Source organism: Streptomyces sp. ISL-87 (genome assembly GCF_018614095.1).
GTDB lineage: Bacteria > Actinomycetota > Actinomycetes > Streptomycetales > Streptomycetaceae > Streptomyces.
Map to the genome: position 1 here is coordinate 1 of NZ_JAGGOY010000127.1, position 22,799 is coordinate 22,799.

The 22,799-nt window shown below is 69.2% G+C and carries 19 protein-coding genes and 3 pseudogenes; 9 read left to right on the forward strand and 13 right to left on the reverse strand.

The genetic code is table 11. The features are described from left to right. The 3 genes from J7I97_RS35175 to J7I97_RS35185 all read left to right on the forward strand — a co-directional run. Nucleotides 1-1,803 (forward strand): transcriptional regulator (locus tag J7I97_RS35175; RefSeq protein ID WP_251059469.1); only part of this gene is annotated, 1,803 nt, incomplete at its 5' end. Nucleotides 1,804-1,805: 2 nt separating this feature from the next. Beyond that, on the forward strand, nt 1,806-2,366 hold the full coding sequence (locus J7I97_RS35180; RefSeq protein ID WP_214943812.1) for an XRE family transcriptional regulator: 561 nt from the start codon (nt 1,806-1,808) through the stop codon (nt 2,364-2,366). Between the two features lie 204 nt (nt 2,367-2,570). Then, nucleotides 2,571-3,689, forward strand: coding sequence for a transposase (locus J7I97_RS35185; RefSeq protein WP_251059470.1), 1,119 nt, complete (start codon nt 2,571-2,573; stop codon nt 3,687-3,689). Nucleotides 3,690-3,728: 39 nt separating this feature from the next. Here the strand turns inward: J7I97_RS35185 and J7I97_RS35190 are convergent, their stop codons facing one another. Together J7I97_RS35190 and J7I97_RS35195 are read right to left on the reverse strand one after the other, a co-directional pair. Continuing rightward, a complete protein-coding gene (locus J7I97_RS35190) occupies nt 3,729-4,370 on the reverse strand; it encodes a response regulator transcription factor (protein WP_214943814.1) in 642 nt (213 codons plus the stop codon). Then, nucleotides 4,358-5,521 carry a sensor histidine kinase gene (locus J7I97_RS35195; protein WP_214943817.1) on the reverse strand — a complete coding sequence of 388 codons (1,164 nt, stop codon included), beginning with the start codon at nt 5,519-5,521 and terminating at the stop codon, nt 4,358-4,360. Before J7I97_RS35195 ends, J7I97_RS35190 begins: the two co-directional genes overlap by 13 nt. 159 nt (nt 5,522-5,680) lie before the next feature. Between J7I97_RS35195 and J7I97_RS35200 the strand changes: the two genes are divergently transcribed. Next, complete coding sequence (locus tag J7I97_RS35200; RefSeq protein ID WP_214943819.1) at nt 5,681-6,265, forward strand: RICIN domain-containing protein; 585 nt, start codon at nt 5,681-5,683, stop codon at nt 6,263-6,265. 21 nt (nt 6,266-6,286) lie between these two features. On the opposite strand, the pseudogene J7I97_RS39310 reads toward J7I97_RS35200, so the two are convergent. After that, a pseudogene (locus J7I97_RS39310) lies at nt 6,287-6,628 on the reverse strand (TetR family transcriptional regulator); the annotation flags it as partial. Nucleotides 6,629-6,704: 76 nt separating this feature from the next. Between J7I97_RS39310 and J7I97_RS40540 the strand changes: the two are divergent. Further along, a pseudogene (locus J7I97_RS40540) lies at nt 6,705-6,935 on the forward strand (integrase core domain-containing protein); the annotation flags it as partial. Between the two features lie 217 nt (nt 6,936-7,152). Here the strand turns inward: J7I97_RS40540 and J7I97_RS35215 are convergent. From J7I97_RS35215 to J7I97_RS35235, 5 genes are all read right to left on the reverse strand, one after another. Beyond that, nucleotides 7,153-7,530, reverse strand: coding sequence for a DUF6009 family protein (locus J7I97_RS35215; RefSeq protein WP_214943823.1), 378 nt, complete (start codon nt 7,528-7,530; stop codon nt 7,153-7,155). A gap of 180 nt (nt 7,531-7,710) precedes the next feature. After that, the gene (locus J7I97_RS35220) at nt 7,711-9,300 is read right to left on the reverse strand and encodes a phage/plasmid primase, P4 family (protein ID WP_214943825.1); all 1,590 of its coding nucleotides are present in this window, start codon (nt 9,298-9,300) and stop codon (nt 7,711-7,713) included. Then, on the reverse strand, nt 9,297-10,373 hold the full coding sequence (locus J7I97_RS35225; RefSeq protein ID WP_251059471.1) for a bifunctional DNA primase/polymerase: 1,077 nt from the start codon (nt 10,371-10,373) through the stop codon (nt 9,297-9,299). Before J7I97_RS35225 ends, J7I97_RS35220 begins: the two co-directional genes overlap by 4 nt. Nucleotides 10,374-11,325: 952 nt before the next feature. Beyond that, nucleotides 11,326-13,743, reverse strand: coding sequence for a UvrD-helicase domain-containing protein (locus tag J7I97_RS35230; RefSeq protein WP_214943827.1), 2,418 nt, complete (start codon nt 13,741-13,743; stop codon nt 11,326-11,328). 67 nt (nt 13,744-13,810) lie between these two features. Next, nucleotides 13,811-14,014, reverse strand: a complete 204-nt coding sequence (locus tag J7I97_RS35235; RefSeq protein WP_214943829.1) for a hypothetical protein — start codon at nt 14,012-14,014, stop codon at nt 13,811-13,813. A gap of 442 nt (nt 14,015-14,456) precedes the next feature. On the opposite strand from J7I97_RS35235, the gene J7I97_RS35240 reads away from it, so the two are divergent. Together J7I97_RS35240 and J7I97_RS35245 are read left to right on the forward strand one after the other, a co-directional pair. Beyond that, entirely contained in the window at nt 14,457-15,053 is a 597-nt protein-coding gene (locus tag J7I97_RS35240) for a TetR/AcrR family transcriptional regulator (RefSeq protein ID WP_214943831.1), read from the forward strand. After that, nucleotides 15,050-15,397 carry a nuclear transport factor 2 family protein gene (locus J7I97_RS35245; RefSeq protein ID WP_214943833.1) on the forward strand — a complete coding sequence of 116 codons (348 nt, stop codon included), beginning with the start codon at nt 15,050-15,052 and terminating at the stop codon, nt 15,395-15,397. The genes J7I97_RS35240 and J7I97_RS35245 overlap by 4 nt, the downstream gene beginning before the upstream one ends. 70 nt (nt 15,398-15,467) lie before the next feature. Here the strand turns inward: J7I97_RS35245 and J7I97_RS35250 are convergent, their stop codons facing one another. The 5 genes and pseudogenes from J7I97_RS35250 to J7I97_RS35265 form a co-directional block, all read right to left on the reverse strand. Next, nucleotides 15,468-15,743, reverse strand: coding sequence for a recombinase family protein (locus tag J7I97_RS35250; RefSeq protein WP_374195540.1), 276 nt, complete (start codon nt 15,741-15,743; stop codon nt 15,468-15,470). Then, nucleotides 15,670-16,534 (reverse strand): annotated as a pseudogene (locus J7I97_RS39320) (MFS transporter); the annotation flags it as partial. The gene J7I97_RS35250 and the pseudogene J7I97_RS39320, both read right to left, overlap by 74 nt. A 57-nt stretch (nt 16,535-16,591) precedes the next feature. Then, entirely contained in the window at nt 16,592-16,993 is a 402-nt protein-coding gene (locus J7I97_RS35255; protein WP_214943835.1) for an SMI1/KNR4 family protein, read from the reverse strand. 12 nt (nt 16,994-17,005) lie between these two features. Further along, on the reverse strand, nt 17,006-18,628 hold the full coding sequence (locus J7I97_RS35260; protein WP_308378381.1) for an ISL3 family transposase: 1,623 nt from the start codon (nt 18,626-18,628) through the stop codon (nt 17,006-17,008). A 272-nt stretch (nt 18,629-18,900) separates the two neighbouring features. Continuing rightward, entirely contained in the window at nt 18,901-19,731 is an 831-nt protein-coding gene (locus J7I97_RS35265; RefSeq protein ID WP_214943837.1) for a dienelactone hydrolase family protein, read from the reverse strand. A gap of 143 nt (nt 19,732-19,874) precedes the next feature. On the opposite strand from J7I97_RS35265, the gene J7I97_RS35270 reads away from it, so the two are divergent. Then, a complete protein-coding gene (locus J7I97_RS35270) occupies nt 19,875-20,933 on the forward strand; it encodes a GlxA family transcriptional regulator (RefSeq protein ID WP_251059472.1) in 1,059 nt (352 codons plus the stop codon). 942 nt (nt 20,934-21,875) lie between these two features. Then, nucleotides 21,876-22,730, forward strand: a complete 855-nt coding sequence (locus tag J7I97_RS35275; RefSeq protein WP_251059473.1) for a YwqG family protein — start codon at nt 21,876-21,878, stop codon at nt 22,728-22,730. Nucleotides 22,731-22,799 lie beyond the last annotated feature (69 nt).

Here is a 22,799-nt window from a genome sequence, read left to right on the forward strand (position 1 = left end):
GGGTCTGGGGCGAAGCCCCAGTTTCGGGAAGGGGCGGGTAGGGGAACAGCCCCGCAGGGCCGAACAACCCCGCAGGCCCCCCCCACCCCGCTGGAAGGCAACGGCCCCCTAGCCGTCCTGAACGGCACCCCCCAAGCCCACGCCGCGAACGGCCTCCTCCTCAACCTCCCCCCCCAGGCCGTAACCGACCTCCCCACCCTCATCACCTGGGCCCTCAGCCCCGAAGCGAACCTCCGCTCCCCCCGCCTCCACCGCAACGGCAAGGACGGCGATCCCCTCCTCGTCCTCACCCCCGCAGCCACCGCGGCCCTAGGCCTCCCCCCGACCCTCGAAGACCGCCGCGCCCTCCGCCTCCCGGACAACCACCCCACCCTCAAGCAACTCACCCGCGCCAAGTGGCAGCTCACCCGCCGAGGCTTCGGCCCCTGGCCCCGCATCTACCGCCCCGCCACCCCCACCACCGGCCGCCAGTGCGTCCAGCTGGCGATCCTCCCCTGGGGCGCCCTGGACCCCCGCGCCTGGGGCGAGCACACCTCCACCCTCCCCGCCCCGGAACTGGCGGAGCTCCTCACCACCTACGCCACCCGCGTCCTCACCCCCCGCGGCTCCACGGCAGTGACCGGCCTGGAGCTCATGACCGCCCTGCGCCCGCCCACCCGCGCGGCCCGCAACCCCGAGACCAACATCTGGGAGTCAGCCTCCGTCCCCGGCTCCCTCACCCGCCCCGTCGACCCGGCCCCCCCGGAAGCCCCCGACGAGCACCCCGTAGTCGCCGCCCTGTACCCCCGCGCCCACCAGCGCACCCCGGACCAGGTCCTCGACGAAGAGGCGTACGACTGGATCCGCGACCCCCAGCTCCTCACCGACGCCGAATGCACCCGCACCCACGCCGTCGGCATCGACGTGAACATGGCCTTCGCCGCCGCAGCCAACCGCCTCACCGTAGGCATCGGCCCGGCAACCCACACCAAAAACCCCCGCTTCGACCCGAAAACCCCAGGCTGCTGGCTGGCGGACCTCTCCTCCCTCACCCTGGACCCCCGCCTCCCCAGCCCCTTCACCCCCCACGGCCAGCCCCCCACCGGCCCGGCCTGGTACGCGACCCCGACCCTCGCCTATGCCCAGGAGCTCGGCCACCCCGTACAGCCCACCGAGGCCTGGCTGCGCCCGGACAGCGGCCCGTACCTCGACGCCTGGTACACCCGCCTCCGCGACGCCTACCTCGCCACCATGGCCGACCTCGGCATCACATCAACCCTCACCGAGCCCGAATACCTCACCGCGATGGCAACGATGACCGCCCACAAATCCCTACCGCCCACCATGCCCCCCACCCTCCCCCTCACCCAGACGGCAGTCCTCTCAGCCATCAAGTCCACAGTCAAGGGCGGCATCGGCAAGCTCCGCGAACGCCCCCAAGGCGCCGGCTACCGCCCGGGCGAACCCTGGCCCGCCCTGGAACGCCCCACCTGGCGGCCCGACATCCGCGCCGCCGTCATCTCCACGGCCCGGGTCAACATGCACCGCAAGATGAACAAGCTCGCCACAGCCGCCGGCGAGTACCCCATCGCCGTCCTCTCCGACTGCGCGGTGTACCTCTCATCCGGCCCCAGCCCCCTCGACTTCCTCCCCCGCACCCCCGAAGGCAAGCCCCTTCCCGGCGGCTTCCGCCTCGGCGTCAGCCCTGGCATGGTCAAGCACGAAGGCACCCAGCCCCTCCTCTGGGCCGTCCAGATGCTCGACGAACGCCTCAACCCCGCCCGCCACATCAAGGGCCACGACGCAGCGGCCGACGGAGAATAAGAATGCCCACCTCCGACATCGACGACAGCCTCACCCGGGCCGACGAGTCGCACTTCACCCGCCCCATCCCCAAATCCCCCCAGGCCCGGATGAAATTCCTGGTCAAATCCACCAAATCCACAAAATCAGCGGCCCAGCTCCTCGGTATCTCCCCCCGCACGGTCGAGCGTTACGTGAAGGGCCAGATCAAAACCCCCCGCCCCGAGCTCGCCGCCCGCCTCGAAGCCGAGGTACGCAAGCGCTGGCAGCCCCTGGTCCGCAAGCGCGCCCGCGACAAGGCGGCCCGCACCACCGGCCTGGTCATCGAAACCCGAGCCCGCTTCGGCTTCACCGCCGCCCCCGGCACCACCGACGACGGCCGCATGCGCCGCATCACCCAGCACCTCCCCCCGGAGTACGCGAGCCGCCTCTTCACCGCCCAGGAATCCGGCGCCACGGAGTCCCAACTCCGCGCCATCGCCGCCGAAGGCCTCCAGGAGGTTTACTTCAAGGACAACGGCGCCCGCGCCACCAGCCTCCTGGTCGAATTCACCGACATCGACTACGTCGACTTCGCCTTCTAGAGGCAACGCCGTGACTCTGTCTCTGTTGGTGATCTTGTGTGGGGTGCTGACGGCGGGGTCGTGGGGTGCTTCGCTGGAAGGGTGCGGGGTGGCCTCGGGTTCTGGGGTGTGGGTGCGGTGTCGTTGCGGCCGAGGAGTTTCCAGCGGATTCCGGTAGGGACGGTGCGAACGGCGTGGGCGGCGTGTCCGAAGGGCACGCCGGCGATGCTGGTGCGGGACCGGTTGGATGTGCTGTTCGAGGATGAAGAGTTCGCGGACCTGTATCCGTGCGATGGGCGTCCGGGGTTCTCACCGGGGCAGTTGGCGCTGGTGTCGGTGCTGCAGTTCGCGGAGAACCTGTCGGATCGTGCCGCGGCGGACGCGGTGCGTACGAGGATCGATTTCAAGTACGCGCTGGTCTTGGAGCTGGAGGATCCGGGATTCGACTACTCGGTACTCAGCGAGTTCCGGGCCCGGCTGGCCGAGGGCGATGCCGCTGACCGGCTGCTGCGGGTGATGCTGAAGCGGCTGGTGGAGGCCGGGCTGCTGAAGCCCGGGGGCCGGCAGCGCACCGATGCCACCCGGTGCTCGCGGCTGACCGAGACCTGCGATACCGGCCGGCCCGAGGTGGTCGTCCACGTGGCCACCACGATTGCCCCGGTCCAGGACGGCGAGCTGACCGAACAGATCCACGACGACCTCGCCGACGCCTGCCTGGCCCCGGCCGAACACGTCGTCGATGCCGCCTACGTCACCCCGGCCCGGATCGAACGAGCCCGCCGGGTGCACGGCATCACCCTGCTGGGCCCGCTCGTGCCCGACCACAGCCACCAGGCCAATAGCGGTGGCGGCTTCGACAAGTCCGCCTTCGCGGTGGACTGGGACCACCAGCAGGCCGTCTGTCCCCAGGGGGCGGTCAGCCGTGAGTGGCGACCGCTGCGGATCAGCGGACACGACTACATCCAGGTCAAGTTCGCCAAAGCCGACTGCCTGGCCTGCCCCGACCGCCCCCAGTGCACCACCTCCGCCACGCGCCCCCGCGCGCTTGCGCTGCTGCCCACCCGCGAACTCCACCAGATCCAGACCCGCAACCGCCTGGAACAGCAGACCGAAGACTGGCAGCGGCGCTACGCGATCCGGGCCGGGATCGAGGCCACCCTCTCCCAAAACGTCCGAAGCTGCGGCCTGCGCCGATCCCGCTATCGCGGCCTGGCCAGAACCCACGTCCAGCACGTCCTGACCGCGCTGGCCTGCAACCTCACCCGCGTCGCTGACTGGACCGCCGCACCACCGGCCACCCGCCGCCGATCAACACGCTTCCGCGCCCTCTGCACCGCCAACTGATAGACGGGCAAGATCACCAACAGAGTCACGGCGTTGCCTCTAGCCCTCAGGACCCAGCCCGTCCTCCCGCACCCGCAGCGCCAGGTCGATCTTCGTGTACGTCGGACGGCCCACCTGCTGGTACTTCTCCTTGACCCGGTCCAGGTAGTACTTGGCGGTGTTCGGGGTGACGCCGGCCCGCCGCGCGGTGGCCTTCAGGGTGAGCCCGGAGGCGTGGTCCAGCAGCACCTGGAGCTCCCGCGGCGCCAGCTGCGGCCGGGCCGGTCCGGTGTCGTGCGCCCAGGCGAAGGCCAGCTCGGCGGAGTGCGCCGTACCGCCCCCGGCCACCGTCTCCACGGCGCCCACCAGCGTCTCCAGCGAGTGGTCCTTGGTGAGGTAGCCGTCCGCCCCGGCCGCCACCGCCCCGACGATCCGGGCCCGGTCTGCGACCGTACTGATCACCAGTACCCGGCTGCCCGCCGCGCACAGCCGCCGGACGTTGTCCTCGGGGACGGAGCCGTCGCGCAGCACCAGGTCGAGCAGCACCACCGCGGGGGGCCGGCCGCCCACCGCGAGCAGCGCGTCCACCGTCTCGACCGCGGCCAGCAGCCGTAGCCGCTCCACCCCGGCCAGCCAGGAGCGCAGGCCCTCCCGCAGCATCCGGTCGTCGTCGACCACGGCCACGGTGATCACGCGGGCCACCGCAGCTCCACGCTGGTGCCCTCGCCAGGGGCGCTGTCGACCTCGGACCGCCCGCCTATCTCGGCCAGCCGGGCGTGGATGGAGCGCCGCAGCCCGGTCCCGGACCCGTCCGGCGTACCGCCCACAGGGGCCGCCGGGTCGAAGCCGGCGCCCCGGTCCACCACCGTAACGGACACGCCCTCGCCCGCCCCGACGGCCGTCAGGAAGGCCTGTCCGGTCCCGGCGTGGCACCGTACGTTGTTCAGCGCCTCGGACACGGCGGCCGCCAGGGCGGTGGCCACGGGGCGGGGCACCGGCGGCAGTTCGTGGTACTGGGCGGTGACCTTCAGGCCCAGGCACTCGGCCGAGCGCACCTCCTCCTCCAGGGCGGCCCCGACCGCCACCTGCGCCGCCTCCGCACCGGTGCCCTCCGGGTCGTCCTCGCGCTGGATCAGCCGCCGCAGGTACGCCGCCTCGCGGGCGCACCGCTCCCTCACCTGGGGCGCGTTGGCGTCCACCCGGCCGGCGGCGATGGTGGTCAGCGTGGCCAGCACGGTGTCGTGCAGGGCCCGGTGGTGCGCGATCCGCTCGGCCTGCCGGGCCCGGGCGGCCTCGGCGGTCAGCGCCCGCTCCTTGGCCTCGTCCAGCTGGGTGCCCTGGCGGCGCAGGTACCACCAGAAGACCTTGGCCATCACGGCCGAGGAGACCACCGAGTTGAGGTGCCCGACGAGCACGGACCCGGGAGCCGCCTCCGGCCCGATCACCCACAGGTACGCCGCCAGCGTGGTGCCGAGCAGGAGCAGGACGGCCCCCGCGGCCGGCCGCGGCACCAGCGCGACCCCCGCCGCCGCGCTCACCGACCCGCCCAGCAGGAACAGCCAGCCGTACACGGCCACTTCGGAGCCCCCGGGCAGCCAGCCGTCGCCCGCCCGCCCACCGCTCGCCAGGGCCACCAGCAGCGGCACCGCGCACCCGGTCACCAGCACGTCGGCCCACACCCAGCGCCGGTCGAACCAGCCCCTGGCGTACGCGTTCCCGTATAACCACACACTGGACGCGAGGACGCCGCCGAACACCGCCCAGGGAGCGACCTCGCCCGGTTCCCTCCGCAGCACCGCCAGGAAGCCCGCCGTCAGGTGGCTGGCCCGGTACAGACCGGTCGCCAGCATCATGAACCGCTGGGCACGCTGTAGCCCCGAGCCCACCCTCACTACAGCCTCCGCAGTGAACACACCCCCCTGAAAGGGTGGGTACCGGAGGCTCAGTGGATCTCGCTAGCTTCTCCTGCGTCAAGCTCGTCCTCAGTCAGTTGTTTCCAGTCAGGAGAGAACGTGGCGCAAAAATTCCGCCGGTTCGGCAGTGCGGCCGTAGCAGCTCTCGCGGCGATGTTCGTCATGCTGCTGCCGTCGTCCGCGCAGGCCGCGGAGAACCCGACGATCCGCTACAGCACCACCCCGTACAACGCGCCCATCTACGAGATACGGGCCGGTTACAGCTGGCAGTGCCTCGACATCCGCGGCGGGACCACCAATGTCGGTGCCATCATCCAGAGGTACGACTGCAAGGGGGCGCTGCACCAGCGCTTCACCTTCCACAGCCTGGGCAACGGCAACTTCGCGATCGGCACCTTTGGCGGCGCGCGCTGCCTCGGCGCGCAGGGCGGCCTGGTCAACAGGGGTGTTTCCCTCATCCAGACGGACGGCTGGGGCTGCGCCACCTTCACGTGGATCTTCCAGGGCGGTGAGAAGGGCGACCACTGGGAGATCCAGGAGGTGGGCACCGGGCTGTGCCTGAACGACACAGGCAACCGCTCGCCCGTGGTGTTCGGCTCCTGCGGCGTCTCCGGCACACCCTGGCCCAGCATCTGGGTGCCGCGCTTCGACAGGTACTACGACTTCTCCCGGATCGGCTTCTAGCTCCGCGAGAGCTCGCTCCACCGCAGTCCGGAGGCCGTCGAAGGCATGCCCTACGACGGCCTCCGCCAGCCGTTCCGGGTCCCCGCCGGACTCCGGGTGCGGCCGGGGTACCACTCCACCAGCGAGTTGACCATGCCGAAGAGCAGCCGGGTGGCGAGCCGGATGTCCGCGTCCGCCCGCAGATCGCCCTCGGCCTGTGCCGCGCCCCAGCAGGTGCGCGACCCGGTGGTCGAACTCGCGGCGCCGCTCCAGCGCCCACCGCTCGGTCCGGGTGTTGCCGCGGACCCGCAGCAGTAGGGTGACGTACGGGAGTTCGGCGACCAGCACCTCGACCGTGCGCCGGGTGACGTACTCGACCCGCTCCCCGATAGTCACGAACCCTGCGCTGCTGCAGACCAACACCCATCGCTCCACCTCCGACTACACGGTGTTGCGACGATCAGTTGAATCCACCCAGTACACGAGTGCCGCGTTCGCCGACGCCTGCACCGCCGCGGGGGTGACCAGGAGCATGAGCGCCGTCGGCAGCAGCGCGGACAATGCCGCCGCGGAGAGCTGGAACGCATCCCTCAAGAGGGAGACGTTAAAGGGCGCGAAGGCATGGCCCACCGCCCGTCACGCGCGACTCGCGGCCTTCCGCTGGGCCAGCCGCTACAACACCCGACGCCGGGGGGTCAAGGCCCGCGACGACCTGGTCGAGAAGCTGGAGCCATACGTCATCGGCCATAACGAGACCGCCAGGCCCTACCGATGGACCTACGAAGGCACCCCGCTCAAGGCCGCCTGATCAACACCCCTCCACGAACTTCTGCGGAGCAGCACTAGTCCCTGAACGAAACCGCAGGTGAGGGCTCTCCTGCTGCGAGGAAGGGACCGAAGTGACCGAGTCAGGCAACTGTCGGCGTGGACAGCCCTCGCTGTGAGCGTTCGGTCTTCCTGCCGACATGCCTGGGCTCGATCGTGCGGGGGTCGACGGCCTCGCCCGGGGCTCCTTCCCTGTAGAGGCCCCCAGGCTCGGCGTCCCGGTCGTGCGGCAGGAGGTAGAAGACGCGTCGCTTCTGGAGTCCGCTGTCGGGGTCCGCTTCCGCGGTGTCGCCGAGCTCGGTGAACCCGATCATGCGCCCGTCACGGTGGTAGCGGGGCTTGCCCCGGCGGCGAGGCGTCTTGTCGAGGGCCTGGCGGACGTAGTCGAGCTCTTCAGGGTTCTCCAGCCACACCACTTTGTCCTCGTGGGCGAGATCGCTTGCTGACAGTAGCGAGCTCATGGCTTGAGTCCCTCCTCGTTCACGTCGGCCCTTGGGGGCCCCTGATTCCTCCACGCCGTAAGTGGCGTCGGTGTCGTTATGCAGTCGGCCCCTGTGGGGCGCGACCGGGGGGTGGATCTGTTCATCTTCCTTGTCCATCGTAGGCGTGCCCGTCCCGCGGCGGCAGCACACTTCGGCCGGTCACGTCGTGGTTGCCCTGTTCGCCTCGCGCGGCTCCTGGTCGTCGTCGGCCAGGAGCGCAAGCCCGGGATAGAACTTCTGTCCGTTGGAGCGGAGCATCTCGTTGGGTGAGGCGACGCCGACCTCGGCGCGGATGCGGGTGGCGAAAGCACGGGTGGTGGCGGGCCGCAGGCCCTCCCCGTCGCTGCACCAGGCGCTATAGGCGCGATAGAGCGCACCTTGTTCGACCTTGAGGTCCCGGGGGTCGAGGAGGTGGGGGAGGTGGGCGCCGGTGGTGCAGCATTCGGCCAGGAACCGCCCGATGTGGTCCTCGGTGGTGGCGTACGCCTGCGTGGCGTGGCGGACGACGGTGGGACCGGTCAGGGGCGGCTTGGTGGCCAGGTAGGCCTTGGCTCCCTGGATCATCCAGTGGAGGATGCCGGGGCCTTCTTCGTGTACGAGTGTCTCCGCCAGGTTGTCGATCTTTCGGTGATCGGGGACGACCCTCTCGAAGGGGATGAGCCGGATCCGGCGCCAGAAGGCGTGGCCGCCGGTGCCGACCTCTGGCCGGTGGTTGCCCAGGAGCCAGAGTTTGTGGGTCGGCTCGAAGCTGAAGAAGTCCTGCCGCATGCGACGGGCCTTGAGGCGGTCGCCGCCGGTGAGGAGTTTGACGCGGGCCTCGTCGAACTTGTCGTGCGGCTTGAGCTCGCTGCATACGAAGAGACGCCGGCCGTGGAGTTCGGTCAGCTCGGTGGAGTGCTCGTTGAACTTGCCGCGCTCCATGAGGAACCCGGGCGGTGCCACGTCCGCGTAGTCACCGAGGATCTTGATGACGACGTCGAGCAGGGCGGACTTGCCGTTGGCGCCGACACCGTAGAGGAAGGGCAGGACCTGGCCACCGACGTCACCGGTGATGGAGTAGCCGAGCAGGAGATGAAGGAAATTGATCATCTCCTTGCCCTTGTCGTCCTCCCCGAAGGTCTCGTCGAGGAACCGGTGGAACCTGGGGGTCGGCATGGCCTCGGGCGCCAGATGCGTGGCACGCGAGTGCAGATCCCGCGTGGGATCGGGCTTGTGCAGGTCGCCCGTACACAGATCCACGACGCCTGCCGGGGTGCACAGGGCGTACTTGTCGCCGTCCAGCATGTCGGGGTCGAGGGCGAGCTCGGGCGAGGCCTTGGCCTGGGTGAGCATGGCCTTCACGCCTGAGGTGGACATGGCGCGCTTGCGGTGCTGAGCCAGTTCCCGGTCCGTGAACACACCGCGCGGGTCGTGGGTGGGCAGATCCTCGGCCATGTCGCCGGCCGCCCAGATCGCGGCCTTCTCCCCGCCGGTGCGCTTCCACCGGTACTCGTCCCACACGTACCAGCCCAGTCCCTCGACGTGACGGAACCGGTCGTGGTGAAGGTAAGCGAACAGCTTCGCGTTGCCGCGGTCGGTGAGGTTGTTCAACACCCCGGCCTGAATGAAGTCCGCAGCGTCGGCAGCGGCCCGATCTCCGCTCTGCTGAGCAGGCAGACGCCGGTCGGGCGTGGCGGTCTCCGTGGTGAACGCGGCGAGCTGCTCCGCCGCCGCCTGGGCGTTGAACCCCGTGCCTCCGACGCTGCTCATGGGCGTTCCTTGGGCTCGATCGGTCGGTCGCTTCCGGCACGCAGCCCTGCTTCGACGATGAGGACGTTTCGGCGCGGCTGGTGAGGTCGTGCGTGGTCTGCGGCTTCGAGGAGCAGTCGGCGGCACTCGGCCTCGGCGAGATGGCCTGCGGCGGCCAGTCCGCCGGCGGTGAAGGCCGCTCGGTTGAGCTTCTCGCTGAAGGCCGTCCCGGCGGGGCTGGATCCGCAGGCGCGGACTTCGTCCAGGAGAGAGGCGAGCACCCGTTGTCCGGCCTGCCGGTGGCCGCGCGCCTGCGGACGCGGCACAAGGGCGTCTGCGGGCGCAGGAGCCGCCTCTACGGTGTGGCCGGTACGGGCGAGTTCGGCGGTGAGCCACATCGGCAGGGCTGCGGGCAGCCGGGCTCCGGGCAACGGCTGGTAGACACCGGCGGCCGTGCGCGTCGTGGGCGCCACGATGTAGCCGCCGACAGCGCGGATATCGACCTGCCAGGCGAGCGCCACCTTGGAGCTCGAACCGCTGGAACACCTGAAGCGTGGGCCGTCCTTGGGCGCCTGGTACCAGACGTGCATCCCTCCGGAAGGCGTACGCACCCGCAGGGTCGACGTGTCCTCGCAGGGATTGGGCCGGGACCGGTAGGCGGCCAGGAGGGCCAAGGTGTCGAATCCGCTCTGCAGTCCGGTCAGGTCGACGCGGTCGTCGATGGGAATGCCGGGCAGCAGCCGCTGCCGGTCGGGCAGGGGCGCCCCGTGGGCATCCACGTCGATGACCACGAGCCCGGCAGGCCCGCAGGCGACACCGATCCCGAAATCCGGCTCGATCCGCCACCACTCCCGCAACGTACGGAGGTCCGTGGTGGCCGCATGGAATCCATGACACCAACGGTCCTGGGCATGGCAGGGGCATGCCTGAGGGGCGTGCTGACTGCTGCGGCAGTCGGGGCAGTTCGGGGCGGGCGTCTTGGTCCCCGGGGCCAGAGGGTGCACGGGGTACCCACGCAGGGCCAGCCAGGCGGCCACGTCCAGTGCCGTCCCGCCACTCACGCCTTGCGGCGGGTTCTCGGGATGAACAGGCAATGGCTCTTCCTTGACGCGATGTGAGGGACGGCTGCTCCTGTCCCGGTGCTGCTCGCTGACGTGGGCATTCACCTACACCTCAGGGACCAGAGGGACTGAAGATTCACTATCTCGGAGGTTACCGCAGAGACTGCGGGGACTCGGGCTGGAACTACCGTTGTATCGAGAGTTCAGTCCCTTCAGTCCCTCGGTCCCTGAAGTTCTAACCTGGTTCGTCCGGAAAAGTTCCTTCGCTGAAGCCTGAACACACCCGGGCGTGTCGCGCCCGAACCCTCAGGTACGCACACGCCTCGGTCCCGCTTCACAAGGAGAACAAGCACCTCTGCGAGGAGTACCTGGCGCTGACTTCAGGCGACTCAGCAGGCTCCCTCGGAAGACTCTTAGGCCGGCCACCAGCCAAGTCGACCGCGGATCCAGGTCGGATGGGCCTCAGGTACTGAACTGCTGGGACTCTCGTTCAGTCCCTACCTGTTCAGTCCCTGGACAAACCTGCAGGTCACAGCGCTTGAAAATGCGGCACAGGGACTGAAGGGACTCAGAGTCAGTACTTCCAGTTCTCACGTGTGTGCGTGTATGCGCGGGTGTAAGAACGACCTTGGCATAGACGTGTGTGGCTCATAACTGCGAAGTTGAGTCCCTTTAGTCCCTGACAACCGGTGTACGGGCCCCTGACCTGCAGGTCTATGCAGTGACTGAAGGGTCAGGGACCGAAGCTGTCCCACGGAGCTTCAGTACCTTGTCAGGGGAGGGGGTACCGAGGGAGGGGCCCGCTCCCCGTGGTCCGGCAGGGACCAAGGGTGGATCCAAGGGGAATGGTGAAGCCTGGGGTTCTCCTGCACCGCCAGCGGCGCCGTCGTAACCACGACACCGGCACCGGGCAGCGATGAGCGGGCGTTGTGCCACGAGCTGCTCCAGCCGAGCCCCTCGGGCGCCTTCGGGGATGCCGACGAGCTCAGTGGGAGAAGGCCGCAGTCGATCGAGCGCACGCCCGCAGGTGCCTGCGCAGGTGATCGCGCAGTTTCGGCAGTCCCGCGGTAGCGCCCAGCCGCGCCAGGAACTCGTTCACATGCCAGGAGATCAGGTGGCCCTGGCGGGAGAGGTACAGGCCGACCTGGTCGATGCCATAGCGGTCGTCGTAGTCCAGCAGGAGATAGCCGGCGAGCTGGTAGATCTCCTCCCGGCCGAGCCGCTGGGGCCGGGTGGTGGCCTTGCAGTCCAGCAGCAGCCCGGCGAGGATGAAGTCGGCATCGGCGCCTCCGATGTCCGTGCTGCCCGCAAAGCTCGGGCCGCAGACGCGGGCCTGGTCCGGCAGCCACCGAAAGTCCTTGAACGGGCCATCGGCCAGTTCCATCTGCCGGGCGAGGTCTTCGACGACGTACTCCCGGACCCCGGCACACAGCCGACCAAGACCCGTTGCGCCGTCGGCGGTCGCGAGTGGGCTGAACCGGCGGACCTGGCCGCTGCGGAAGACGTCCTCGAAGTACGCGGCGACGAAGCACAGCCTGCTCAGATCCTCCTCACCCAGCAGACCGGGACGCGCGAGGTAGTTGTCCACTGACGACAGGAGTTCCAGGCCGGCCGTGTGCAGTGCCGCGCGGGCGCTGGAGGCGGGAGCCCCGGGCAGCGGATGGCCGGAACCCATGGCCTGGATGCCCAGTGTGACCGCCGGACCGAGAGGGCGGCCCAGGGAGAGCCGCAGCCGGTAGTCGACGGCGTGCCCGAGCGCCGACCAGTCGGGGTGCTGCACGTCGATCGGCTGCACCGGATACGGCAGACCCGCGATTCGCCGTTGGTAGTCGCCCACCAGCACCGTGCTGTTCGGCAGGTACTGGGCCATGAACCGGGACATGGGCGAGTCCGTGTAGCTCAATTGGCCGGTCAGGCTCAGGCTGATCAGTGGCACGCCGGCGATCGTGCCGTTCTTCGCCTCGTGCACGATCGCCTTCTCGTAGGCATCCGCCCACCTGATCCCGCGGACATCAAGATGGTGGCGGGCGCGGGTGACGGCCACGTAGATCAGCCGCGCCTCGTCCGCCTGCATCGGCAACTGCCGCCCCTCCTCGGTCAGTGCAGGCGCCGAGAATCCGTCGCCGATGCGCACAGTGGGCCACTCGCGGCCCTTGGCCTTGTGCACGGTGGAGACGGTGACCCTGGCGTCCGCTTCCGGACTCAGGCGCTCCACGGCCTTCAGGATCACCTCGGGGCCGTAGGCGTCGACAAGCTGGACGATCGCCTTCAGGTCCTGCGCAGCCTGGTCCTGCTCGACGTACTCCTGCACCTCGCCCCAGGAGCTGAACAGAAACAACTCCGGGTGGCTGGTGCGCTGTCCCGCCTTGAGCTGCTGGGCGGCGGTCGCGATCCGCTCCAGCCCGCTGCCACCGCCCGCCAGCGCCACCGGGATACCGCGCTCCAGGCAGGCCAGGACCTCCTGCATCGCGTCGGCGTTGCCCCGGCACAGCACCGCGTCCGGCTCGTCTGCCGCACCGATGCGGGAATCGGCCGGTCCGGAGCCGGTGAGCCGCATGTCCGACTCCGCGTGACGCAGCCACCGGTTAGCCTGCTCGGCGATCCGCGGGCCGAACCGGAACGACTGCGTCAGATGGAGGTGCTCGGCGGGGAAGCCCGTCATGACGTCCTTTGCCGAGCGCCAGGCGTAGATCTGCTGTGCGGGATCACCGACGCAGATTCGCTGTGCTGGCTGGGCGAGGAACACCTCCTCCAGTACCGGGTTGGTGTCCTGTGCCTCGTCCAGCAGCACGAAGTCGGCTGGGAGCACGGGCCCGCTCATCGCCCACATCTTCAGGTAGAAGTCGTGCTCGAACCGCAGCTTGCCGTCGAGGCACTGGATGTCCTCCCACGCCTTCTCGGCGTATGGCAGCAACGTCCGGGCGACGTAGTCCTGGCCCTGGAGGTCGAGGCCGTTCAGACGCTCCATGTGCCGGGCCATCACCTGCCGGTCGGTGCTATAGGAGAACCGGCGTAGCATGCCCATCACCAGTCGAGCCTGGTGGTTGACCTTGATCTTGGTGCCGTTCACCACCAGCTCTCGCGTGATTCCGAGCAGCCGGGCCGTCTCCCTTGCCGGGATCCGCGCGGAGGCTTCCAGCCGCGGCCTGTAAGTCCTGCCCACGGCCTCGAACGCGAGCGAGTGAGAGGTGCGGCACTCGACGTTCCGCCCGAACCGCTTGCGTGCGTCGTCTGCGATCGCCCGGTTGAACGCCATGTACAAGCCGCGCTTGCGAGTGGCGGAGCCCATCAGCATCAAGGTCGAGGTCTTGCCCGTCCCGGCGCCGGCCACCAGGGCCAGATCCTGACCTGAGACGAAAACCTCCCGCGCGGCCAGTTGTTCCTCAGTCGGCTCCATGGCCATGTTGCCCTCCCCGGTGTGCGGTTCTATCTCCGGTGATCACCGAGGCTGACGGCTCAGTAACCGACAGTCAATGCCTCCTGGGGTTGAATGGCGCCTCGCAGACAGGGGCGACGTACCCGGCCTCGACCACGTCGTTCCAGTCCTGGTGGTCGTCGCAGGCCAGGGGGTACGCGGGAAGCGGGTGCCAGGTGCCGGCGCGGAAGAGCAGTGGCTCGGGGGTGGAGACGGGGCGCGGCTTCACGGCTTCTGACGGCTGCGGCGCGATGGTCATAAGGGGGCTCTCTGTTGTCAGGGTGGTCAAGGGGGCGGGTGCGCGGCTGTGCACGCGCTCACCGTGATCGGCCACGTTGCCGTACTGGTGAGCGAGGCAATCACACTGCGGGTGAGCCGAGTTGGACTGTTCCGGCGCGATGGCGTACAACTGCGGCAACAGGGCCTCCTGATGCATCTCGGGCGTCAACACCCACGAGCTGCACCAGAGGCCCTGTCTCTATGCCCCGACCACCGCACGATCATCCGATCGAGACCTCTGTTATCGGGGTACAAGGTCACCTGCTCAGCCAGGTACAAGGTCACGTGCTCAGTCCCGATTGCCGGGGATGTTGCTGCGGTCCCCGCGGATCGGTTGATGCGGGGTCGGGTGGAGTGACGGGAGCGGCCGTCCCTGCAGGCGTGCTATTTTTGTGAGCGATCGTTCAACTATGGGAGTGTCGGTGGGACGCAAGCAACTCTGGGATCAGGCGGAAGTACTGGCCTCCGCCATGCGACTGTTCCGCCACCGGGGTTACCTCGGGGCCTCGCTGCGGGACATCGAGGAGGCGACCGGGCTGCATCCAGGCAGCCTGTACCGGACTTTCGAGAGCAAGGAAGGCCTGTTCCGCGCCGCCCTGGACGCATACAACGACCAGGTGGTGCAGGGCCGGGTCAGGGTCCATCTCCTGGAGTCGGCGGACCCTGTGGCGGGCATCCGGTCGTTCTTCACTTCGGCGTTCGAGACCGGCCTCGATCCCGATCCGGGCTGTCTGCTCACCAACACCGCCGTGGAGTCCTTCACCGTTCCGCAGGCCGCCGCCGGAGTGCGCCGAGGGCTGGAGACGATCGAGTCCGGCTTCGCCGACGCCCTGACGCGCGCCCGCACCCTGGGCCTGCTGTCAGCGGATCTGGACGTCGAGGTGTCGGCAGCCCGGCTGCTGGCGCTCTATCAGGGCCTGCTGGTGCTGGTCAGGGCCGGCACCCCCATCACGAAACTGCACACCATCACCGATGGCGCGATGGCGTCGATCGGCTCCAAGGAAGAGGGACAGCGATGAGTGACTCACAGCAGCTCTGGACGAATTATGCCGCGTGCTGGTCGGCCGACCCCGGCGGGCGGCTCGCCGCCCTTCGCACGGTGGCGGTCGAAGACGTCGCCTACCGGGACCCGGGCACGGAGGTCGGCGGGCTGACCGAGCTGGCCGCCTACATGGCCGGATTCACCGGAGCCTTCCCCGGTCACCGGTTCCGCATCGACGAGGTACTTGAGCACCACGACCGGTCGCTCGCACGGTGGACCCAGCTGGGCGAGCAGGGCGAGCCCGCAATGGCGGGCGTGAGCACCGCGCTCCACCGTGACGGCCGGCTTGCCGACATCACCGGGTTCTTCCTCCCGGCGTGAGCGGATCCCGCAGCCTTGCCGAGCACCTCGCCGATCAGCTGGCGCCGCTCGGCGAGGTCACCGTCCACCGCTACTTCGGCGGCTGGGCACTGCGCAGCCAGTCGCGTGCCTCGTGGAGTGAGGTGAAGCCGATGCCGCGCTTGCGTAGGCCGGAGACGATCGCGATGAGGTCCTGGATGGAGCGGCCGAGCCGGTCGAGCGACGGGACGACGAGGGTGTCCCCGGGCCGGAGGTAGTCGAGCGCGGCCCACAGCTCTTCGCGTTCGGCGTTCTTACCGGACTTCTTGTCGGGGAAGATCCGGATGCATCCCGCTTCGGAGAGTGCGTGAATCTGCCGGTCGAGCAACTGCCCTTTGATTAGAGCCAGCGAGGTTGGGGGCAGTGGGCTCACTGCGGTGGATCCACAGGAGGGCTCCAGCCATCAGCACAGTGCCTCCCAGCAGCCAGGGCAGTGGACCAGGAGGCAGGATGCCAACGGCCAGGCCGGTGAGAGCTCCGGTCAGTTGCAGTGCGAGGGACTGAACGGATAGTGCCGTGGCGCGTCCCGCGCTTGGGACTCGGCGGTGAAGGAGGTCGTTCTCGCTCGGTCCCGCCGCGCCCAGACCGAGGTACACCAGGCCATAACCGGCAGCCGCGAGGGCCATGGAGACGGGGCCTGTAGTCACGGCGGTGGCGCTGAGCAGGAGCAGGCCGCTCGCGCTGGTGCCCAGGCTCACCAGGACCGCGCGCTCGCCGCTGCCTGCGAGCCGGGCGGTCAGCGGCGCGAGATGGCTCCCGATCCCTGAGCAGACGAAACCGGCACAGGCGAGTGCGGCGAAGAGCATCGCACCCGACTCCGGCGCTCCTGTGAACGCCGCGGCACGGCCCGGCGTCAGCAGCTCGATCGTGGCCAGGGCACTGCCGGCGGCCGCTGCGCTGAGGGAGCACACGGCGGACCAGCACGTCGCGTCCGCCGAGCCGCAACCCGTCGGCGACCGTGGCCGGGATGCCCCGCAATACGGAGCGCAGCGTGTTGGGTGGACGGGGCGGCTCGGGGAGGGCGGCGAGGACGTACAGCACGAAGGCGATCTCGACTGCTGCGGCCAGCAGCGGTGGGACGGAGAGTGGGATCACCGGCCCTGAAGTTGCTCGACTCAGTCGGGTGGCTTCGTTGATCTCTAGGAGGATCAGGCACACATTCCGTGAAGGCGACTGTCAGTGAGGCGAGGGCTGAGCGTCGTCCCATTTCCACCCGTGCTCGGGGAACTGTTCAAACAAGGCAGTTAGCGAGGTGGCCTGGTGGATGGCGGCCGACCAGTCGTGGGCGGAGTTGTCGAGCAGGACGAGAGCTGGCGGCTCCTGCCGGAAGTCGTAGGTGAGCATCTCGCGGCCACCGTCCCCACCGATGACGACGCCGCCGGGGAAGCGTCCTTGGATGTCGCCTGCCTCGTTGACGTCGACGAGCTCCGCTATGGCATTGATCATCAGGAAGTCGTCCGCTGGAAGAACGAATCGACTCATGCTCCCTTCCGTGGCCAGGAAGTTCCGGTAGTCGTCGGGGAACCGGACTCCGAGTCGGCTCTCGGCCTGCGCTATCTGGTCGTCGTTCGGACTCATGCCGTCGTTCTATCAAGCACAGCTCGCACTGGTGGCGCCCGGCTGCCTCGCGGTGAGCAGGACTCGCTTGCGCAGCAGCGGTAGCTTGGCCCGGCCGAACATCTGGCGCTTGACCATCTTGATGTGGTTGACGCGGCCTTCGACGGGCCCGGAGTTCCAGCGGCTGGTCAGGCCCTGGATGACGGCGTCCCAGTCCTTCTCCAGCCCGGTGGCAAAGCTGTGCAGGCCGGGCAGGTCTTCGGCGCGGACGGCGGTGATCCAGTCTTTGAGGTGCTGGCCGGAGCGGGTGGTCAGAATCTCGGCGAACCCACGGACGAGTCGGCTCGTAGCATCGAGTTCGGGGCTGCGAGCGAGGACTTCAGCGAGCTGTTGGCGGTCTTCGTCCCGGAGGCGGTCGGGGTGACGCATCATCCAGCCGGTGATCTGGCGGACGCCCGGTGGTGCCGGGCCGACGACACGGATGCGCTGCCGGCGGCGGGGCCGCAGGTAGTCGCTGATGGTCTGGTAATGGCCTCGGTAGCCGAGTCCCTGGAGTTCGGCGTGTAGGTCGATGGCGTTCGTGCAGCCTTCGGCCCAGCGTTTGTCCAGGTGTGCTTTGTAGGGATCGAGCTGGCTGGGCCGTGGTTGCTGTCGTCCGGTCAGCAGCTGTTCGGGGGTTTCGGCGCGGGCGGTGCGACGGACGGTGTTTCCGCCGATGTGCAGTTCCCGGGCGATCTCGCGGATGCCGTGCCCCTGGTCGAGGAGGGCGTGGACGATGGTGTGGCGTTCGCGGATTCGGGCTTCGATCGGTGACATCGCCTTGGCCGTGCTTGCCGGGTCGGCAGTGGAGATGTTCGCGGTGCTGTCCGGTCCGGTGGACGGTTTGAGGCAGGCGTTGTGCCGGCGGACGCTGGTTTCGACTGCGGTGCCGAGGTTCTGCCAGATATGAAAGCGGTCTGCGACCTGCACTGCTTGTGGTGCGCCGGTGCGGGCGCCGTCGGCGTAGAAGCCGCCTCGGTCACGGCAGATGATCTCCACGCCGGGGTGCTTGCGCAGCCAGTTCGCCAGCGTCTTCGCATCCCGGCCCGGCAGCAGGTCGAGAGGCTGGCCGGTCGCGCAGTCGATGATCACGGTGCCGTAATGCTGTCCGCCGCGGGTCGCGAAGTCGTCGACGCCCAGCACTCTCGGTTCCGGCCAGTGCGGGTCAGGCAGGGCCATCACGAGCCGTAACAGTGTCGTCCGGCTGACCACGCTGCCCAGCACCACGGCAAATCGGCTACCCGCCCGGCCTGCAAGAGCGACGGCCACCGCTTCCAGAATGTGACGCGACGCCGGTGTCCGTCTGCCATACCGGACGGTCAGCCCCTCGACCTGTTCGACAAACGTGCGCCGCAGACAGTCCGTGTTCTCGCAGTACAGCCGGCGCACGGTCAGTTCGACCAGCACCGGCTGACCGCCGACCGGGGTATCCGCCAGCCGCCGCCCGTAAGTGCTATGCACCCTGTTCGACCAAACCGAGCAGTCCGGGCACGGCACACAACTGCCCCGCGTCCTAGCCGAGACTCGAACCGTCCCGCGCTCAAGGAACACCCGCTCCACCAGCACCGCGCTGAAGTGCGGAAACAGCACAGCTATGAGGTCATCACACCGCACCACGGTCCCAGATGACGGGACGTCACCGCAGCGGAACGCCGGTGATCGCCCTCACGGAATGTGTGCCAGAACCTCGATCTCACCTACGCAGCCACCCACGCCTATCAGTCCGGCGAGCACGGTGAAGGTGTGGGTGAGCACAGATACTTCCTTTCGGTGAAAGCGGGCCGGCAGATCAGTAGCCGCGGGCCTCGGTCCATGACCGGGCCCGCCGCCGGCACGACCAAAGCCGCCATCCAACTGTCGTGGCTGGGTGTCAGGGCCCGGGGGAGTGGTCAGGTTCTGGGCAGCGGTCGGTTCGTGCGCCGGTGCAGGCGCTCGGTGAGGAAGGCGAGGATCTCGTCGCGTGCCCGGACCGTGGGGTGGCCGGTCTCGTCCAGGAGATGGGCGGTGACGACGCTGTGCGGGGTGCCGACCAGGTCGGCGAAGAAGGGCGGCGGGGCCGGGTTGGCAGCACTGTCGGGCAGGACGCGCCCGTCGAAGGCATCGCCGAGCAGCGTGCGGTAGGCGGCGAAGCGCTGCCCCGTGCACCAGCGGTCGCCCTCGAAGCGATAGGCGAGGACGCTGAGTCCGTCGCGGTCGAGCCGGTCGCGCACCGCGCGCGCGTCCGCCGCGTCGAGTTCGAGCCCGGCGGGATCGTCCAGCGGCAGTGACGGGTGGTTGACCACCGGGGCGATCACCGATGGCTCCAGGGCCATGGTGAGGGCGAAGTTGCCGGTGAAGCACATGCCGATCGCGCCCACCCCGGGCCCACCGCACTCAGTGTGGGCCTGGCGGGCCAGGCCGCGCAGCCAGAGCGTCACCGGGCTGGTGCCGCCCCCGGCGAAGGCGCGGAACTCCGCGCTGACACACGCGCGGCGGACGACCTCCCGGCCGCGCTCGACCGTAGGGAAGGCGCCGTCCGTACCGAACAGCGAGGGCACGTGGACGGTGAAACCCGCCTCCCGCACCCAGCGTGCGAGCCGCAGGACGTCGGGGCTGATGCCCGGCATCTCGGGCAGCACTACGACCGCAGGCCCGGCCCCGGCCACGTACACCGTCTTTTCCACCCCCTCCACGGCCACGCTCCGGCGGGTGAAGTCGTTGATCGGATCGTCGTCGCTCATGGGGGTCAGCCTGATCCCGGGACCGGTCGCCGGGTGAGGGGCGGGATCGCCGAAGTCAGAGGTAATCTCGCCACACGCTGGGGAGGGGAGGGGAGGGCCAGGCGATCGACGACACAGGGCCAGGGACATTGGGGGCGGGAGCGATGGCGGGAGCGGCGTCTCAGGAGAAGGACGGTGGGGGTTCGGGCGCCGGGCATGGTGCGCTGCGGATCGGGATCCTGGCGTACCCGGGCTGCTTCGCGTCCGAAGTGTTCGGCGTTCCGGACCTGTTGACGATGGCAGGACACGTGGCCGGACCGGACGCGCCCGGCTACCGGGTGTCGATCGTCTCGCCCCGCCGCCGGGTCACCGCCTCGGGCGGAGCGAGCCTGGACGTGCGTTCCCTGCTCGAGGTCGACGTCCTGGTGGTGCCCGGCTTCGAACTGCACCCGGAAACGAACCTCGACGCACGGCTCGCCCTACTCGCCCCCGAGATCGCGGCGATCCGCGGGCAGGCCGCCGCCGGTACCGCGGTCGTCTCCCTCTGCGTCGGCGCCTTCCTGCTCGCCGAAGCGGGCCTCCTCGACGGGCGCAGAGCCACCACCTCCTGGCTGCACGCCGGTGAACTGGCCAGGCGCTGCCCGCAGGCCGATGTGCGGCCCGAGCACCTGGTCGTCACCGACGCGGGGGTGACGACCACGGCTGCCTTCAGCGCCATGTACGACTTCGCGCTGGATCTGATCCGCAGGCACAACGGCTCCAGGGTGGCCCGGGCCACTGCCCGAGTGGCGCTCGTCGACGACGCGCGGACCTCCCAGACCCCGTACGTCGACCCGCAGCTCCTCCCGCAACCAGGCCGGGAGTTCGCCCAACGTGTCATGAGGCGGCTTGACCAGAACCTCGCCGAGCGCTACGACCTCACCGCTCTCTCGGACGCGTTTCAAGTCAGCACCCGCACACTGCTGCGCCGCTTCGCCCAGGAGACCGGACGCAGCCCGCTGGCCCATCTGCAGACCTCCCGGATCCGCCGCGCCCGCCATCTGCTGGAGACCACCGAGCGCACCGTCGCCGCCGTCGCCACGGCCGTCGGCTACCAGGACCCCGGCACCTTTGCTGCCCTCTTCGCCCGCCATACGGGCCACCGCCCGAGCGCCTACCGAGCCGCCTTCCGCCGCACGGACCGTTCGTCGACCCAAGCAGTGCCGGGCGGTACTGGTTCCTGACCCGCCCGCAGCGCATCTCCTGGCCCTGTGCCGCTCGTGTACCTGGGCGCAAGATCCGGCCGGGGCCTGTCAGAGGGGGCGGGTTCCTCGTCCGGCTGTCTGCCGCGCTGTGCCCGATCCGTCGGGCCCATTGGCCGCCGCACTCATGCGCCACCCCGTCGGCCGGGTATGCGGGATCGACCCCGCCCAGCGCATCGACTGGGCCCGGGTCCGCCCTCGCAACCCCCACCCGCCCGTGACGGCCTTGTTCTCGTATGAGCCACGGCCAGGTGGCGTGCAGCGCAGTCTTCCTGCCGTGCTCCAAGGCTGGCCGTCGGAGCGTCGGCTCCGGCCTGTAGGGCGCGCCGCTGCGTGCGTACGCCAATGCCAGACCTGTCAAGGTCAGACCAGTCCGGCTCGTCCCCGGGGTCCTTGGTTGCCACCTTGGTCACCTGCAGCCCGGCGGCCCTGCCGCGGGTGTGCTGACTCGTATCGCACGTCAGCAATCGAACGTGGCTGCCTGCCAGGCCCTGGAAGTCACCGCCCGGTCGACGATCTCTACGTCGGGGCGGTCCAGGCGCGCGTGGCCGGGAGGAGCGAGGACGATCTCCACGTTGACCCTGCCGCGGGTCTCGCCGTCCTGGACGGTGTGCCCCCCTCATGCGACATCCCGTGTGTGCCTCCGTCGAGGACTCCGTCGAGGAGGCCGAGCGTGTGGGCGGCACGCCTGTTTGTAAGCACTTCTTTGGGTTCCACCGCACGGCTCAGAAGTGGCTCCATGGCGTAAGAAGTTGATCTGGCTCCACCTGGCCATGTCAGTTCCTGAACCCCGGCCGGAGGAGGCAGCCACAGGGGAGTTCGGTGAGAGGCGATCAATCCTCGCTCTCTTGATCAACCCTCGGACGTCACCCCGCGTGAGGTTGACGCCCGCACTGTCAGTGGGGGGCAGAGATGATGCACTTCATGACTGATGAGCAATACTCCCGGCTTGCTGCCGAGCATCTTCCCGGCGATCTTGCCCAGCGCTGGACAGCGCTTCTGCGCCCTTGTATACGCCTTCGTCGGGCGGCAGACGACGAGCAGACCGTCGCTGCCCTCGGCGGGAACCCGGAACTTCCGGCAGGGGTCGGCTGGCCCGAGTGGCCCGGACACGGGCCACTGTCCTTCGTCGCCTCAGTGCGGTGTGCTGCACTACCCCGCGAGGGGCTCGCCGAGCAGTTCCCGCAGAAGGGAACCCTGCTCTTCTTCTTTTTCGACGGTCAGGTCGACGAAGACGTCTTCGTTTCGGCTGATGACCCCGAGACCTGGGCTGGGGCTCAAGTGCTGTACGTTCCGGAGAACACCCCCGTCTTCCCGACAGACGCATCCGCGGAGTTGGAAGCGTTCCCGCGTGTGGAGCTCACAGCAGACACGGAGCAAAGCGCCCCCGACCTGTGGCTGCCCCGGACCCGGCAAGCCCTGCTCGGCGACACTCGACACTGGCCCCACCCCCGCGAAACCCCACCTGAACTCAAGTCGTTCCTCCGTGCCTTCGGGCGCCTACGCACCCGGATCGGTCACCAGATCGGCGGCCACGCCGTGCCCGTCCAAGGCCCGGTGGAGTACGAAATCGCGAACGCGGCGCTCGACGGCATGCACTTGTGGGGCGACCAACCCCTGGACCAGGAAGCCGAGCGCTGGGTCCTGCTCGCCCAGTTCGACAGTGACAGCGACGCGAAGATGGCATGGGGCGAAGAGGGCACCCTCTACTGGCTCATCCGCCCCGAAGACCTCGCCGCCCACCGCTTCGACCAGGCCCGGCTCACCGTGCAGTGCTAGCCAGACCTCGCCGCCCACCGCTTCGACCAGGCCCGGCTCACCGTGCAGTGCTAGCCAGACCTCGCCGCC

Coding starts and splice junctions, on each gene's coding strand:
- J7I97_RS35180 (WP_214943812.1), top strand. CDS start 1,806: ATGCCCACCTCCGACATCGACGACAGCCTCACCCGGGCCGACGAGTCG.
- J7I97_RS35185 (WP_251059470.1), top strand. CDS start 2,571: ATGCTGGTGCGGGACCGGTTGGATGTGCTGTTCGAGGATGAAGAGTTC.
- J7I97_RS35195 (WP_214943817.1), bottom strand. CDS start 5,521: ATGATGCTGGCGACCGGTCTGTACCGGGCCAGCCACCTGACGGCGGGC.
- J7I97_RS35215 (WP_214943823.1), bottom strand. CDS start 7,530: ATGAGCTCGCTACTGTCAGCAAGCGATCTCGCCCACGAGGACAAAGTG.
- J7I97_RS35220 (WP_214943825.1), bottom strand. CDS start 9,300: ATGAGCAGCGTCGGAGGCACGGGGTTCAACGCCCAGGCGGCGGCGGAG.
- J7I97_RS35230 (WP_214943827.1), bottom strand. CDS start 13,743: ATGGCCATGGAGCCGACTGAGGAACAACTGGCCGCGCGGGAGGTTTTC.
- J7I97_RS35235 (WP_214943829.1), bottom strand. CDS start 14,014: ATGACCATCGCGCCGCAGCCGTCAGAAGCCGTGAAGCCGCGCCCCGTC.
- J7I97_RS35245 (WP_214943833.1), top strand. CDS start 15,050: ATGAGTGACTCACAGCAGCTCTGGACGAATTATGCCGCGTGCTGGTCG.
- J7I97_RS35255 (WP_214943835.1), bottom strand. CDS start 16,993: ATGAGTCCGAACGACGACCAGATAGCGCAGGCCGAGAGCCGACTCGGA.
- J7I97_RS35265 (WP_214943837.1), bottom strand. CDS start 19,731: ATGAGCGACGACGATCCGATCAACGACTTCACCCGCCGGAGCGTGGCC.
- J7I97_RS35270 (WP_251059472.1), top strand. CDS start 19,875: ATGGCGGGAGCGGCGTCTCAGGAGAAGGACGGTGGGGGTTCGGGCGCC.
- J7I97_RS35275 (WP_251059473.1), top strand. CDS start 21,876: ATGACTGATGAGCAATACTCCCGGCTTGCTGCCGAGCATCTTCCCGGC.